The sequence below is a fragment of the Streptococcus sp. F0442 genome (genome assembly GCF_000314795.2).
Classification (GTDB): Bacteria; Bacillota; Bacilli; order Lactobacillales; family Streptococcaceae; genus Streptococcus.
In genome coordinates, this window is record NZ_KB373314.1 from 1,128,526 (window position 1) to 1,144,692 (window position 16,167).

Sequence of the window (16,167 nt, forward strand, 5' to 3'; positions counted from 1 at the left end):
GTCTTAGTATTCAAGTTTTGAGCTTCGTTGTTTGATGCATCGTCCGCATATGGGTTCGCATTTGTATCTGCGTACTTGTCTGCCAACTCTTTATCGTCATCAACGAGCTTGTCACCTGTGATATCGAATTTCTCTTCAGAAACAACGTATTTCTCTGGTTGGAACTTAGGTTCTTCTGGAGGAGTTACACGGTTGTTGAACTCTTTATCCGCAATGTCGCCAACTTTCGCGATCAGAACTTTAGCTGTTCCGTCGTGTGATACAGTGACTGTTACATTCGCTTTCATTGTATCGTATGTAACGGTTGCGTCTGAGCCTTTAACTTCTTCTACAGTGTAGTTGTGTACGCCTTCGTCACCCTTCTTGAATGACATAGCTGAGAACTTAACGTTACCAGATGCATCATTGCTTACAGTTTCAAGAGTCTTACCTTTTGAATCTTTAAGAACGAAGCTGAATTCGTTCGCTTTCAGTTCACGGCCTTCCAAGCGTTTAGTGAAGTTGAATTCTACTTCAACTGGAACGTTGTTTACACGTTTTTCAGTTGGTTTGCTTGGTTTTTCAACTTTCTTAGTTGTTGGGTTGTAGTAGTTAACTACTTGAGCCGCAGTATTTTCAATATCTACACCGCCAGGAACGTCTGCGTTCACAGTTGCTGGAATGTCAAATTTATAGTAGCGTCCAAACTCGAACTTAGTAGTGTCGATGATTTGAGTGTTTTCAGCATCACCAAGTGACTTAGTGAAGCCATCTTTGAGGTTAGCTGTGATTACACCGTTAGAGATTGAGATATCAAACTTAGATGTAACATCCGCACCTGATACTGAATCGTATGCCTTGATGTCTGAAGCATTCACAGTCAACTTAGTTTCATCGAAGTCATCTGTGATACCAACTGTTTGGATGTTGTCCTTGTTAGCTGCATCAAATTGAGTAGTGTCAAGCCATACTTGGTAGTAAAGTTTTTGGCCACGTTTCACAGTCTTGGTGTTCAAGTTTTCTTCTTCGTTGTTTGATGCATCGTCCGCATATGGGTTAGCGTTTGTATCCGCAACCTTATTAGCCAATTCTTTGTCATCATCAACGAGTTTTGTACCTGTTACATCAAATTTCGCTTCAGAAACAACATATTTTTCAGGATTGAACTTAGGTTCTTCTGGAGGAGTGACACGGTTGTTAAATTCTTTATCCGCAATGTCGCCTACAGTCGCGATCAGAACTTTAGCAGTACCGTCGTGTTTAACTGTGACTGTTACATTCGCTTTCATTGTGTCGTATGTAACGGTTGCGTCGCTTCCTTTAACTTCTTCTACAGTGTAGTTGTGTACGCCTTCTTGGCCTTTCTTGAACTCAAGTTTAGAGAACTTAACGTTACCTGATGCATCGTTGCTTACAGTTTCAAGAGTCTTACCTTCTGAATCTTTCAATACGAAGCTGAATTCGTTCGCTTTCAACTCACGGCCTTCCAAACGTTTAGTGAAGTTGAATCCCACTTCAACCGGAACGTTGTTTACACGTTTTTCAGTTGGTTTGCTTGGTTTTTCAACCTTCTTAGTCGTTGGGTTGTAGTAGTTGACTACTTGAGCCGCAGTATTTTCGATATCTACTCCGCCAGGAACATCAGCTTTCACTGTTGTTGGGATGTCGAACTTGTAGTAACGTCCGAAGGCGAATTTAGTTGTGTCGATCACTTGAGTGTTGTCCGCATCGCCAAGTGACTTAGTGAAGCTATCTTTAAGGGTTGCAGTGATCACACCGTTGTTCACAGCGATATCGAATTTAGCTGTTACATCATCACCTGTTACTGAATCGTAAGCTTTGATCTTAGTAGAATCAAGTTCCAACTTCGTTTCATCGTAGTCATCTGAGATTCCTACTGATTGAATGTTGTCCTTGTTAGCTGCGTCGAATTTAGTTGTATCCAACCATACTTGGTAAACCAACTTGTCGCCACGTTTAACAGTCTTAGTATTCAAGTTTTGAGCTTCGTTGTTTGATGCATCGTCCGCATATGGGTTCGCATTTGTATCTGCGTACTTGTCTGCCAACTCTTTATCATCATCAACGAGCTTGTCACCTGTGATATCGAATTTCTCTTCAGAAACAACATATTTCTCTGGTTGGAACTTAGGTTCTTCTGGAGGACGAACAGTATTGTTGAACTCTTTATCAGCAGGATCTGTCACGTTTGTGATCAAGGCTTTCGCTGTACCATCATGACGAACTTCAACTGTAACGACAGCTTTCATTGTATCGTATGTAACGGTTGCGTCTGTTCCTTTAACTTCTTCTACTGTGTACTTGTAGGTACCTTCTTGACCCTTCTTGTATTTAAGGGCAGTGACAGTTTCACCAGCTTTATTTGTGTACTCTACTGGAGCAAACTTGATCTTACCAGCTTTGTCGTTGGTTGCAGTTGCGATCACAACATTGTCGCTGTCTTTCAACTCGAATGTAAATTCGCCAGCTTTAAGGTCGCGACCTTCCAATTTCTTAGTGAAGTTGAATTCTACTGAGATCGGAACACTGTTGACACGTTTTTCAGTTGGTTTGTTTGGTTTTTCAACAGTCTTGCTTACTGGGTTGTAGTAGTTAACAACTTGTGCTGCCTTGTTTTCAATATCTGCACCAGCTACGACATCGTCTTTCACTGTTGCTGGGATATCAAATTTATAGTAGCGTCCAAATTCGAACTTAGTAGTATCAATGATTTGAGTGTTTTCTGAGTCGCCAAGTGACTTAGTGAAGCCTGCTTTCAGGTTAGCTGTCAGAACACCATTGTTATCAGAGATATCAAATTTAGTTGTTACATCTGCACCAGTAACTGAATCGTAAACCTTGATATCTGAAGCATTAACAGTCAATTTATCCTTGTCGTAGTTATCTGTGATTCCTACTGTTTGGATGTTGTCTTTGTTGTTTGCGTCAAATTTAGTTGTATCCAACCATACTTGGTAGTAAAGTTTTTGACCACGTTCAACTGTCTTAGTATTCAAGTTTTCATCTTCGTTGTTGGCAGTTGTATCGACATATGGATTGGTGTTTGTTTCACCATATTTATCTGTCAATTCAGAATCGTCATCAACGAGCTTCGTACCTGTGATATCGAATTTCGCTTTAGAAACAACGTATTTCTCTGGTTGGAACTTAGGTTCTGTTGGTGGAGTGACACGGTTGTTGAATTCTTTATCGGCAGGTTCTGTCACGTTTGTGATCAAGGCTTTCGCAGTACCATCATGACTTACTTTAACAGTTACAACTGCAGCCATTTCATCGTAAGTAACAGTTGAATCTGTACCCTTAACCTCTGTTACAGTGTAAGTGTACGTACCTTCTTGACCCTTCTGGTATTTAAGGGCAGTGACAGTTTTACCAGCTTTGTTTGTGTAGTCAACTGGAGTGAACTTGAAGTTGCCGCTTGCGTCGTTGGTTGCAGTCGCAATCACAACATTGTCGCTATCTTTCAACTCGAATGTGAATTCGCCAGCTTTAAGGTCGCGACCTTCCAATTTCTTAGTGAAGTTAAATTCAACTGAGATTGGAACATTGTTTACACGTTTTTCAGTTGGTTTTTCAGGTTTTTCAACTTTCTTAGTCGTTGGGTTGTAGTAGTTTACAACTTGAGCCGCAGTATTTTCGATATCTGCACCAGCTACCACATCGTCTTTCACTGTTGTTGGAATATCGAACTTGTAGTAACGTCCAAATGCGAATTTAGTTGTGTCGATGACTTGTGTGTTTTCTGCATCGCCAAGTGACTTCGTGAAGCCAGCTTTCAAGTTAGCAGTGATCACACCGTTGTTCACAGTAATATCGAATTTATCTGTTACTTCTGCGCCTGTTACAGAGTCATAGGCTTTGATGTCAGCTTTATTAAGATTTAATTTAGCTTCATCATAGTTATCTGAGATACCAACTGTTTGGATGTTGTCCTTGTTAGCTGTATCAAATTTAGTTGTATCCAACCATACTTGGTAAACCAATTTAGAACCACGTTCAACAGTCTTGGTATTCAAGTTTTCTGCTTCGTTGTTTGATGCATCGTCCGCATATGGGTTCGCATTTGTATCTGCGTACTTGTCTGCCAACTCTCTATCATCGTCAACGAGCTTGTCACCAGTGATATCGTATTTTTCTTTAGAAACAACGTATTTCTCTGGTTGGAACTTAGGTTCTGTTGGAGGAGTTACACGGTTGTTGAACTCTTTATCAGCGATTTCGCCAAGCTTAGCCACTAAAACTTTAGCTGTACCTTTGTGTTCAACAGTGATAGCTACAGTTGCTTTCATTGTGTCGTATGTCACAGTAGCATCTGTTCCTGCAACTTCTTCAACAGTGTAGTTGTGAACGCCTTCTTCACCCTTCTTGAATGTAAGAGCTGAGAACTTCACATTACCATCTTTATCGTTGCTTACAGTTTCAACAACTTTACCTGTTGAATCTTTCAATACGAAGCTGAATTCGTTAGCTTTAAGCTCACGACCTTCCAAACGTTTAGTGAAGTTGAATTCCACTTCAACTGGAACGTTATTTACACGTTTTTCAGTTGGTTTGCTTGGTTTTTCAACAGTTTTGCTTACAGGGTTGTAGTAGTTGACTACTTGAGCTGCAGTATTTTCGATGTCTGATCCACCTGGTACATCAGCTTTAACTGTTGCTGGGATATCAAATTTGTAGTAACGTCCAAAGGCGAATTTAGTTGTGTCAATGATTTGAGTGTTTTCTGCATCGCCAAGTGACTTCGTGAAGCCAGCTTTAAGAGTTGCAGTCATCACACCATTTTCAACCTTGATGTCGAATTTGTTTGTTACATCGTCACCAGTTACTGAGTCATATGCTTTGATTGCTGAACCATCTACATCAACTTTTGTTTCATCGAAGTCATCAGTAATTCCTACTGATTGAACGTTTTCTTTGTTAGTTGCTGAGAATTTAGTTGTATCTAACCATACTTGATAGTAGAGTTTATCTCCGCGGTTAACAGTCTTCGTATTGATGTTTTCTGCTTCATTGTTGTTTGTTTTATCAACATATGGATCAGTATTTGTTTCACCATATTTATCAGTCAACTCAGCATCATCATCAAGAAGTTTGTTATCAGTGATTGAGTATTTAGCTGTATTCAATACATACTTCTCTGGTTGGAACTTAGGTTCTGTTGGAGGTGTTACGGTATTGTTGAACTCTTTGTCAGCTGGTTCAGTTACGTTAGCAACCAATGCTTTAGCTGTACCGTCGTGAGATACTGTTACAGTTACTTCTGCCTTCATTGTATCGTAAGTGACAGTTGCGTCTGTACCTTTCACCTCTGTTACAGAGTAAGTGTAAGTACCTTCTTGACCCTTCTTGTATTTAAGGGCAGTGACTTTTTCACCAGCTTTATTTGTGTACTCTACTGGAGAGAATTTAATCTTACCATCTGCATCGTTGGTTGCCGTTGCGATCACAACATTGTCGCTATCTTTCAACTCAAATGTAAATTCGCCAGCTGTTAGCGCACGACCTTCCAAACGTTTTGTGAAGTTGAACTCTGCAGTGATTGGTACACTGTTCACACGTTTTTGAGTTGGTTTTTCTGGAGTTTCAACAGATTTGCTTACTGGGTTGTAAACGTGAACGATTTGGTTGGCTTTGTTCTCGATGTCTACCCCACCTGCAACGTCTGCTTTAACAGTCGCTGGGATATCGAATTTATAGTAGCGACCAAATGCAAATTTAGTTGTGTCAATAACTTGAGTGTTATCAGCATCACCTAAAGATTTGTTCATAGAAGCTTTAGATGTCGCTGTAATGACTCCGTTAGCTACTGTAATATCAAATTTAGATGTTACATCAACTCCTGTTACACTATCGTATGCTTTAATGTCAGCAGTGTTAACAGTCAATTTATCTGCATCGTAAGTATCAGAGATACCAACAGATTGGATGTTGTTTTTGTCAGTGAAGTTCTTAGTATCCAACCATACTTGGTAAACTAATTTATCACCACGCTCAACAGTCTTCGTATTGATGTTTTCTGCTTCATTGTTCTTGACTTGATCAGCATATGGATTTGCATTTGTTTCTGTGTACTCATCCTGAAGCTCATTGTCATCGTCCATTAATTTTGTACCTGTTAGGTCAAATTTTTCTTTGTTAAGTACAAATTTTTCTGGTTGGAACTCTGGTGTTTCCGGAGGAGTGATTTTGTTGTTGAATACTTTATCTTCCTTACCATCAGTTGATGCTCCGTTATCATCTACACCACCAGTTGATGATACGTTTGTTACAGTTGTAAGAGCATGACCATTCTTAGCAACTTCAACAGTGATGGTTGCTTTCATCGTGTCATATGTCATACCTACTTCTTTAGTTGCAGGGATCACTTCTTCTACTGTATAAGTATGAGTACCTACTTTAGTGTTGTCAAATGAAATTTCTGTAAATGTTACAGTTCCATCTTTTTTGTTAGCTACCGTTTCAACTTCTTGTCCATTTGCATCTTTAAGAACAAATTTAAATTCTCCGTCTTTAAGTTCACGTCCAGCTAATTTTTTACTGAAGTCAAACTTAGTCTTAACTGGCGCTACAACATAGTTGTTGAAGATTTTATCTTCATCACTTGATTTGAATCCACCTTCAGCACTGTATTTAACTTTAGCTTGCAAATCACCTTGAGCGTTCTCAGTTACAGTAACAGTCATCGTAACTGTCATTGCATCGTAGTCAACGTTTGTATCAGAACCCTTTTGTTCAGTGATCTTGTATTTATAAGTACCAGCTTTGTTAAAGGTAAGTTTGCTAAATGTAGCTTTACCATCTTTATTGGTAACTGTTTCTTCGTGCTTGTCAGGAGTACTCTTCTCTTCTGTTAATTTGAAACTGAATTCACCATCAACAAGCACACGTCCTTCCAATTGTTTTTCAACTTCCGGAGTGACTGTTACTGGTTCTTGTTTGACATAGTAATAAATTGGTTGCTTGTATGGTGTCAATGAGTTGAGCAAGTCAACGTTTGTACCGATACCATTTACTCCACGAACTAATTGTTCGTTTGGAGAAAGGTGACCAATGTTATCTCCCAAGAATGGAACAAAGACAGTCTTATACGGTGTATATCCTGCAGCTTTTTGGAAGTCAAATGGAACTTCCTTACCATTTGCATAGGTTACACCTTTACTATCTGTGAAAGGAATTGTGTGAAGAGGTGATTTCTTAACATTTAATTCTTGTTTGTTATAATCACCAGGTTTAATAGGCTTCGTTTCTGCTAGCAACATGTAGCCATCGGTGCTCAAGGTACCATCCGAACGTTTGCTTTGTTGTTTTGGATCTAGAAGATAAACACGAACGACTACAGTTCCATCTTCACCTACGATTTCTTTAATTCGTTTAATTCCTGCACGCTCAGCGTCCATGAATTTAGTTCCAACTTTGTAAGGGCGACTTACATAACCTGATTGATCATTTGCATCAGCTGCTTGATACAATTTGTAACCATCAAATTGACGCTCTCCAGATGCTGTGAAGTTTTGCCCTTCCATAGCTTTAGTTGAATATCTAGCTAAATCTACTTCATTACCATTTTCTTTATAATCTTGAACCGTTACATCAGTTTTATTAGCGTTGAATGTAGGGTTGTTTTTATCAACTACTTTATAGTAAGTTGTTTTATTAATTGCTTCTGGTATTTTAGCATTAGTATCTGTAATGGTACGACCGTTATAAGCTGGTTCTACAACGTTGATAATATCTGTTGATGTACGAGCAGCATAAACAGCATCGTATAATTTTTGTTCGTCAGGTGTAAGTTGGTGTCCTGGAGCTACTAAAGCTTGGATGCTTGCTCCAACTTCATAACCATATTGAATAAATGGTTGGTCCGTTTTACCAGGACCAGTTCCTGTACCTGGATCGTAATCAACTTGCCAAGTTAATTCTCCTCTAGATGCAGTAGCAGTAGTAGTGAATTTTTGAATACCACTAGATGCAGTAATTTTTCTAGTTTCTACTACATTACCTGTATTTTTATCAATTAATTCTACAGTAGTATCAGTAGAATCATTAAATCCCTTGTAAGCACGTGTGTAGTAGTTTGTATTGTAACGTTCATTAAAGCGAGTGAGGTTTACGATGCTATAAGTATAGACATCGCCTTCCTTAGCAGCGTAACCAGCTGGCACAGGTTGAGATGAAACAGTTGCACCGTTTGGATTCGTCATATCAGGTGTAGCAACTTCACCGTCTTTTAAGAAAGTTGCTACAGCAACCGGCTCGTTATTGTGGTCTGTAGCGGCACGACGTCCACGACGGCTACGACCCGTTGCCAAAGCTCCACCGTTAGTCATATCAGTTGCTGCACGGTCAAGTACTGCGCTACGAACTTCAGCTGCTGCTTGATCTGCTTTAGGAGCTTCAGTACCACGAAGTGAAGCTGGCTGCGCTTTAGGATTGAGGGCTACTGCTGCAGCTTCACTTGCGCTTGTTGCTTCTGAGCTTTCGCTAGTTGCAGCGCTTGTAGAAGCAGCTGGTTTTGCTGCTTCTTCAGCTTTAGCTGGTGTTGCAGTTGCTTTCGGTGCTTCAGCTTTTGGAGCTGGTTTTGCTGCTTCTTCAGCTTTAGCTGGTTTTGCTGCTTCCTCAGCTTTAGCCGGTTTTGCTGCTTCTTCAGCTTTAGCCGGTTTTGCTGCTTCCTCAGCTTTAGCCGGTTTTGCTGCTTCCTCAGCTTTATCTGCTGCTTTGTTAGTCTCAGATTGCTCTGAGACTTCTTTCGCAGCACTTGTATTTGCTTGATCGACATTTGTTACTGGAGCATTATAAGATGCTTCAGTAGAAGAGGCAGTTGTTTCAGCTGCTACTGTGCTATCAGATGCAGACTCCGTCGAAGCTGACGTTGACGCACCTGAAGAGGCAGTTGTTTCCTCCGCAGAAGCCGTATTGGCACCTGCAGCAAAGAGCGCTGTTCCTAAGAGAACAGAACAAACCCCAACGCTATACTTTCGCAATGAAAAGCGCTGGCGCTTATTAAATACATCCTTCATTTATAGGATCTCCTTTTTCATATTTCATGATTCCATGATACAAATAAAATTGTAACATGATTGACACAGAGAATCAATGTGTCGAAATAAATATGTCATAATTTTGTAAAATTGTCATATTTTACACCGATTTTTTAATCATTTTGTCACATTTTTTCCTAGCCGGGTCATTTTTTTTACACCAATTAAAAAAGCCCGAGAAAACAAAGTTGTGTTATTTTCTTGGACTCTTCTATTTTATTTCACTTCGGAGATCAATCCGGTATCCACATCATACACAGCTCCTGAGATAATGACATCCTCTGGAATCAAAGGGGAAGCCTTGAGAAGCTTCATATCCTCGCGGACACTTTCTTCAATGTCTTGAAAGGGGAGGAAATCGCGATCTCCCACATCTACTCCCAGCTCTTTCTTGAGATGCTGCCGGAAACCTTCGTTTTCAAAGGTTTGTGCCCCACAGTCTGTATGGTGCAAGACGACAATTTCACGGGTTCCCATTTGCTGCTGGGAGATAACCAAGGAGCGGATCATATCATCAGTCACGCGCCCTCCAGCATTCCGCAAAATATGGGCATCTCCAAGAGCCAGACCTAGTGCAGGCGCCACGTGAAGACGGGAATCCATACAGGTCACGATGGCGACTTGTGTTTTTGGCTTAATCGGTAGACGGAGGTCTCCATGCAACGCCACATAAGCTTGGTTGGCTGTTAAAAAATTATCAAAATAAGACACGGTCTCTCCTTTATTCCTTTGAAATTCAAACCATCTATTATTTTACCATATCCTCTCTTTTCTGTCAGGTGCTATCTGCATGTATTTGTCACATCGGAAAAAGGCTCTAAACTTTTCCATTTAGCACCTTTTCTTCTATTGAAATACTTTTTTTAGGACTTCACTTAGTGTCGTCACACCGATGACTTGGATCCCCGATGGTGTCGTGATCCCAGTCAGAGAGTTTTTCGGAACATAAATCTTGGTAAAACCGAGCTTAGCCGCTTCATTGATCCGTTGCTCAATCCGGCTAACCCGACGGATTTCTCCTGTCAAGCCCAGCTCCCCTACAAAACATTCCTGCGGGTTGGTTGGCTTGTCCTTATAGCTCGAGGCAATTGCTACTGCTACGGCCAGGTCGATAGCAGGCTCATCTAGTTTGACACCACCTGCAGACTTGAGGTAGGCATCCTGATTTTGAAGGAGCAAGCCGGCACGTTTTTCTAGCACTGCCATGATGAGGCTAGCTCGATTAAAATCAAGTCCCGTCGTCGTCCGCTTAGCATTCCCAAACATGGTCGGAGTCACCAGGGCCTGTACTTCTGCAAGAATTGGACGCGTCCCCTCCATGGTGACCACGATAGAAGAACCCGTCGCCCCATCTAAGCGTTCCTCTAGAAAGACCTGACTCGGATTAAGAACTTCGACCAGCCCACCTGATTGCATCTCGAAGATCCCAATCTCATTGGTGGAGCCAAAGCGGTTCTTGACCGCTCTCAGAATCCGGAAGGTATGGTGGCGCTCCCCCTCAAAGTAGAGCACCGTATCCACCATGTGCTCCAACATACGCGGGCCCGCCAAGGTTCCTTCCTTGGTCACATGGCCAACGATGAAGATGGCGATGTTATTGGTCTTGGCCAGCTGCATGAGTTCAGCCGTCACTTCTCGCACCTGAGAAACCGATCCTTGTACTCCTGAAATCTCAGGAGACATAATGGTCTGGATCGAATCGATGATAAGAAAGTCAGGTTGGATCCGCTCTACCTCTGCACGCACGCTCTGCATATTGGTCTCAGCATAGAGGTAAAACTCGCTATCGATATCTCCCAATCGCTCTGCACGGAGTTTGATCTGCTGGGCAGACTCCTCGCCACTGACATAGAGAACCGTTCCCACTTGAGACAACTGGGTCGAGACTTGAAGGAGCAGGGTTGATTTCCCTATCCCTGGATCTCCCCCGATGAGGACCAGACTTCCTGGTACCACTCCACCTCCAAGGACGCGGTTGAATTCCTCCATTTCCGTCTTGGTCCGATGGACATTGATGGAGGTCACATCCGCCAGTTTCATGGGTTTGGTCTTTTCACCCGTCAAGGATACCCGGGCATTCTTAACTTCTGCAACCTCAACTTCCTCCACAAAAGAAGACCAAGCTCCACAGTTTGGACAGCGCCCTAGATATTTGGGTGAATTGTAGGCACAATTTTGACAAATAAATGTCGTTTTTTTCTTTGCGATGATAAACCTCTTTCTATATCTCTATCTCACATTCAATCACTTGGCAAAAATCAATGGTTTCATTCGGTACAAATTGACGAATGAGCATGCGATGGGCTACAACTACCACAGTTTGATGTTCCCGATACTTAGCCATGCATTCTAGAAAACGAGACTTCATCTCTACAGCTGTCTCATATTGAACAGGAGAATTTGGGAGCAACTCCCCCTTGTTTTCTAAAAACAGACATCTAGCTGTTTCAAAGTTCTCTATACCTGTTTCATAAACCTGCCATTCATGCAATAATGGCTCTACCCTCAAAGGTAGGCCCGTAGCACAAGCCAGATAAGAAGCTGTTTCTAAAGCTCGCGTCACTGCTGAAGCTACTAGCAGATCAGCTGATTGGAACAAGGGGTTTTGGCAAAGGTCCTGAGCCTGTTTCCTCCCCTTCTCAGATAAGGGAGCCAAATCTATCCCGAATCCAGTATAGGAACGTTCCTCTAACTCACGGTAATCCGGCTCCCCATGACGGACAAAGATAATCTTCATCTCAGTGCCCTGTGCTTCCAAATCCACCAGTACGAACTCCGTCTGCTTCATCTCCATCTGCGATTAAAAATGGTGCAAAAACAGCTTGAACCACGCGTTCCCCAACTTCAAGGACGACTTCTTGGTCCGTAATATTTTTCATCTGAGCAAAGATATGGCCTTCATTTCCTGGATTGCCATAGTAGTCTCCATCAATAACACCCACAGAGTTAATCAAGACCAGGCCTTTTTTGCGAGGGTTAGAAGAACGGTCGTAGAGATAGAGCACCTCACCCGCTTGCATATAGGCCTTGACCCCAGTTGGAACGAGGACGATTTCTCCTGGTGCAATCACTGTACGTTCTGCCACTTTTAAGTCATAGCCGGCCGCATGAGCCGTCTCCCGTTTTGGCAGCAAGTCCTGATTGGTATAGCTTGATACAAGTTCAAATCCACGAATTTTTGTCATCATAATTCCTCTTTCATTCTAAAATGTTTCTATCTCTTCTATTATACCATCACTTTGCCCTAGCGTCTCCTCAATTCTACTATTCGTATTCTTTCAATAAAAACTTACTTTTCCGTCCTTCTTTTTTGTAAATGGGTTGGTATTTTCGTGGTTATTTTCTGAAAGAGAACAAAAGTTGATGAAATCTCTTAAAAGTTCGTAATTCCTGCCTCATTTCATCAATTTTAGCTTGAAGCTACTCATTATTTTTGCTATAATTCCCTTTGTAGGGAATAATTTTAAAAGTAAAATATTTTACCCTATAAAATAATTTTATGGAGGTCGTGTCTCAGCACTCAATTCTTATTACCAACAGATAGGATTTGGACGTTCCTATCTTTAAGAGCAATCAGGCATTGATAACTAGGCACTAATTTTTTATGAAAAGGGAAGATAAGATGAAGAATAGAAATATTAAAATTTTCTCATTTGTCCTTTGTTTAGTCGCCATGCTTTTCGCTTTAGGTCTAAATCGCACTTCAGCAGAAACTCCTGGAGTGACCGTTAGCGGAAAATTGGTCGATACGATCAAAAATATCAAAGTTACCAATAATGAAGGTGGCAACCTTGATTGGGAATTACAACAATGGGCAACATTCCGAATTAACGCTGATTACGATTTGTCTGGAAAGAATGTTAAAGCAGGAGATTCAACTGTAGTTACAGTTCCAGATGCTTTAATGATTACTTCAGCTTCCTTTAAAATTCGTGATATCAATACAAATGAAATCATAGCGAATGCTGATGTAAACCCAGACAATAAATCCATTACAATTACCTATACAGATTATGTTGAAAAACACTCAGATACAAGTGGAAATTTCTTCTTCTATGCTCGTATAGATTTCAAAAAACACCCACAAAAAGGTGAAATTCCGATAGAAATCACCATTAACAAAGAAACAAAAGTTGGTGGTAAAGTATCATTTACTGGTATTGGCGATGGTAATCCTTATCTTTTAACAAAGACTAGTTGGGTTAATGAAGGTGATAAAAGAGAGGTCCAATACACTATTTCAGTCAATCGTACAAAACAAAACATCAAAGGTGTAACGATTGAGGACCACTTGCAATTTACAAATGCTTCTTACGTAAAAGATAGCATTAAGATTATTAAAGGTAAATTCTCATATGATACTGGTGAATGGGTATTCTCTGATAGAGTTGATGTAACAGACCAGCATAAGATTACAATTAGCGAAGATGGTCAATCATTTGTTATTGATTTAGGTGACATTACAGATCAAGATCAGTATCGTATTAATTATAAAGTTCGTTTAAATTATGATCCTGCCGACGGAGAAGTCTTGAAAAATGAAGCAACTCTTAAAGGTCTAGGTATTGAAAGCAAAAATGTAACTAATGCTGCTGCTGTTCAAATTGCTGGTGGTGCTGGTCTTGGTTATGTTTACTCAATCAATATCCATAAAGTAGATGAGGCGAATCAACCACTTAAGGGTGCTAAATTTAAAGTAGTTCGTCAAGCAAATAATCAAGTTATCGGTGAGTTTGAATCAGACGAAAATGGAAATATTGCTGTTGGAAAACTCTTAAAAGATAAATATATCTTAACTGAAATTGAAGCCCCTTCAGGTCACGTTATCAAGGATGCTGTTACAGAAGTTAATGTTGAAGATTTTGGTGCTGATCATTCAGTAACGAAAACAATTGTAAATCCGAAAGATAAGCCAAAAGAAACAAAAGCTACCATCGAACTTGATAAAACTCTTACCGGTCGTGATCTAAAAGACGGTGAATTCAGCTTTGAATTGTACGAGGGTGCAACTAAGCTTCAAACTGTTACAAACAAAAACGGAAAAGTAACATTTGCACCAATTGAGTACACCGAAGAAGGTGAACACACTTACACTGTTAAGGAAGTAGCTGGAAATACCCCAGGTATTACCTATGACAAGACTGATAAACAAGTAACTGTTAAGGTGAAAAAAGATGGCGACAACCTGAAAGCAGATGTGGCTTATCCAGATAATAAAACCTTCTCAAATACTTATACGGCTCCTCAACCAGCAAAAGCTAAAATTTCAGCTAGCAAGATTTTAGAAGGTGCTGAATTGAAGAATGGTGAATTCAATTTCCAATTGTTGGATGAGACCGGAAAAGTTCTTCAAACAAAACAAAATGCTGCAGATGGTACGGTAGCCTTTGATGACATTTCATATTCATTAGAGGACGCAGGAAAAACCTTCCACTACACGATTAAAGAAGTCATTCCTGAAAGCAAAGCAAAAGGAATGACCTACGATGAAGGAAGTATTGATGCGACTGTAACTGTCACAAAAGATGATGCAAGCAATACACTCAAAGCTTCTGTGACATATGGCGATAAGACATCCTTCACTAACAAATTGGTAACCACTTCAATCCCACCAACACCACCGACTGTTGACAAACCTGAATTGAAACTTTACAACATTCTATTGCACAAAGCTAACGCAGATGGAAATGCTCTTGCAGGTGCTGTATTTGGTCTCTTTGAAGCCGACGGTACAACTCCAGTTGCAAACCCATACGGCGAAGGTCAAGCGACCGCGACCTCAGATGCCAATGGTCTGGTTACCTTTACAGGATTTGAAGCAAAAGATTATGTAGTGAGAGAGCTTACAGCTCCAGAAGGTTATCAACTATCAACAGATGTGATTAAAGTTTCTGCTAGCGAGTTGAAAGCTGCGACTAACCTCGTCGTAGACAAAGGAACAGTGGTCAACAAACCATTCACTTCAATTCCGCCAACTCCTCCAACTGTTGACAAACCTGAATTGAAACTTTATAGCATTCAATTACATAAAGTCAACAATGAAGGAAAACCACTTGTTGGAGCCGTCTTTGGACTCTTTGAGGCAGATGGTACAACTCCAGTTGCCAACCCATATGGAGAAGGTCAAGCGACTGCGACCTCAGATGCCAATGGCCTCGTTACCTTTACAGGACTTGTAGCCAAGGATTATGTTGTGAAAGAAATCACTGCTCCAGAAGGCTACCAACTTTCTGAAGAAGCAATTACTGTTTCAGCTAGTCAATTGATTGCCTCAACTGACCAGGTGCTTGATCAAGGAAAAGTAGTCAATAAACCGTTCACTGCGATTCCACCAACTCCTCCGACAGTTGACAAACCTGAGTTAAAACTTTACAACATCCAATTGCATAAGGTGAATAAAGAAGGTAAAGCACTTGCAGGAGCTGTCTTTGGACTCTTTGAGGCAGATGGTACAACTCCAGTTGCCAACCCATACGGCGAAGGTCAAGCAACTGCGACCTCAGATGCCAATGGCCTTGTCATCTTCAAAGGATTTGAAGCAAGAGATTATGTCATCAAGGAGTTAACAGCACCAACTGGCTATCAACTATTAACGAATCCAATCACTGTCACAGCGGAAGACTATGTACAAGCTACAGACTTGGTTGTAGATAAAGGAAATGTAGTTAATGAACTAACTCCTCCGACACCTCCGACCCCGCCAACTACTCCTCCAACTCCACCAACTACTCCATCAACAGACAAACCAAAAGGTGATAAGCCTTCTGGAAGTCAACCAAAAGAAGAGAAGAAACATACTCTTCCTTCTACAGGTGAAACAGTGAGTGAGGGACTAGTGGCTGCAGGACTTGCTTTGGCAGTAGCTGGAAGCGCCTTGGTTTACAAAAAACGTGAAAATTAATTTCTAAAACAGGTTTTGTTCTAGCCCCGCTAGACAAACCTGTTTTTTTTACGCGATAAATAGTAGTTGTCTTTATCTATCGCCTATCGTGAATCAGGACATATCCTATCTTATTCTTTCACACATACATTGGGAAAGCTCCCTATCTTTAGTCTTTTGCCTGTTAACACACACGACAAGAGTCAGGAAAACATGGAGTAAAATATCCTATGTGCACTAAAAGAGAGG

At 40.9% G+C, this 16,167-nt stretch carries 6 protein-coding genes; 1 reads left to right on the top strand and 5 read right to left on the bottom strand.

Going from position 1 to position 16,167, the window contains the following annotated elements; translation table 11 throughout:
• The 5 genes from HMPREF9186_RS05400 to HMPREF9186_RS05420 form a co-directional block, all read right to left on the bottom strand.
• Positions 1–9,017: SspB-related isopeptide-forming adhesin (locus tag HMPREF9186_RS05400; RefSeq protein WP_009731793.1), on the bottom strand; the 9,017-nt coding region annotated here is incomplete at its 3' end.
• 237 nt (positions 9,018–9,254) lie between these two features.
• A complete protein-coding gene (locus HMPREF9186_RS05405; RefSeq protein ID WP_009731794.1) occupies positions 9,255–9,749 on the bottom strand; it encodes a beta-class carbonic anhydrase in 495 nt (164 codons plus the stop codon).
• Between the two features lie 135 nt (positions 9,750–9,884).
• Positions 9,885–11,246 (bottom strand): DNA repair protein RadA, encoded by a 1,362-nt coding sequence (gene radA, locus HMPREF9186_RS05410; protein ID WP_083889996.1) that lies wholly within the window; start codon positions 11,244–11,246, stop codon positions 9,885–9,887.
• Between the two features lie 13 nt (positions 11,247–11,259).
• Entirely contained in the window at positions 11,260–11,826 is a 567-nt protein-coding gene (locus tag HMPREF9186_RS05415) for a histidine phosphatase family protein (RefSeq protein WP_442852216.1), read from the bottom strand.
• Positions 11,777–12,223 (bottom strand): dUTP diphosphatase, encoded by a 447-nt coding sequence (locus HMPREF9186_RS05420; RefSeq protein ID WP_009731797.1) that lies wholly within the window; start codon positions 12,221–12,223, stop codon positions 11,777–11,779. The genes HMPREF9186_RS05415 and HMPREF9186_RS05420 overlap by 50 nt, the downstream gene beginning before the upstream one ends.
• A gap of 437 nt (positions 12,224–12,660) precedes the next feature.
• On the opposite strand from HMPREF9186_RS05420, the gene HMPREF9186_RS11755 reads away from it, so the two are divergent.
• Entirely contained in the window at positions 12,661–15,939 is a 3,279-nt protein-coding gene (locus tag HMPREF9186_RS11755; protein ID WP_009731798.1) for a SpaA isopeptide-forming pilin-related protein, read from the top strand.
• The last annotated feature ends 228 nt before the right edge of the window (positions 15,940–16,167 follow it).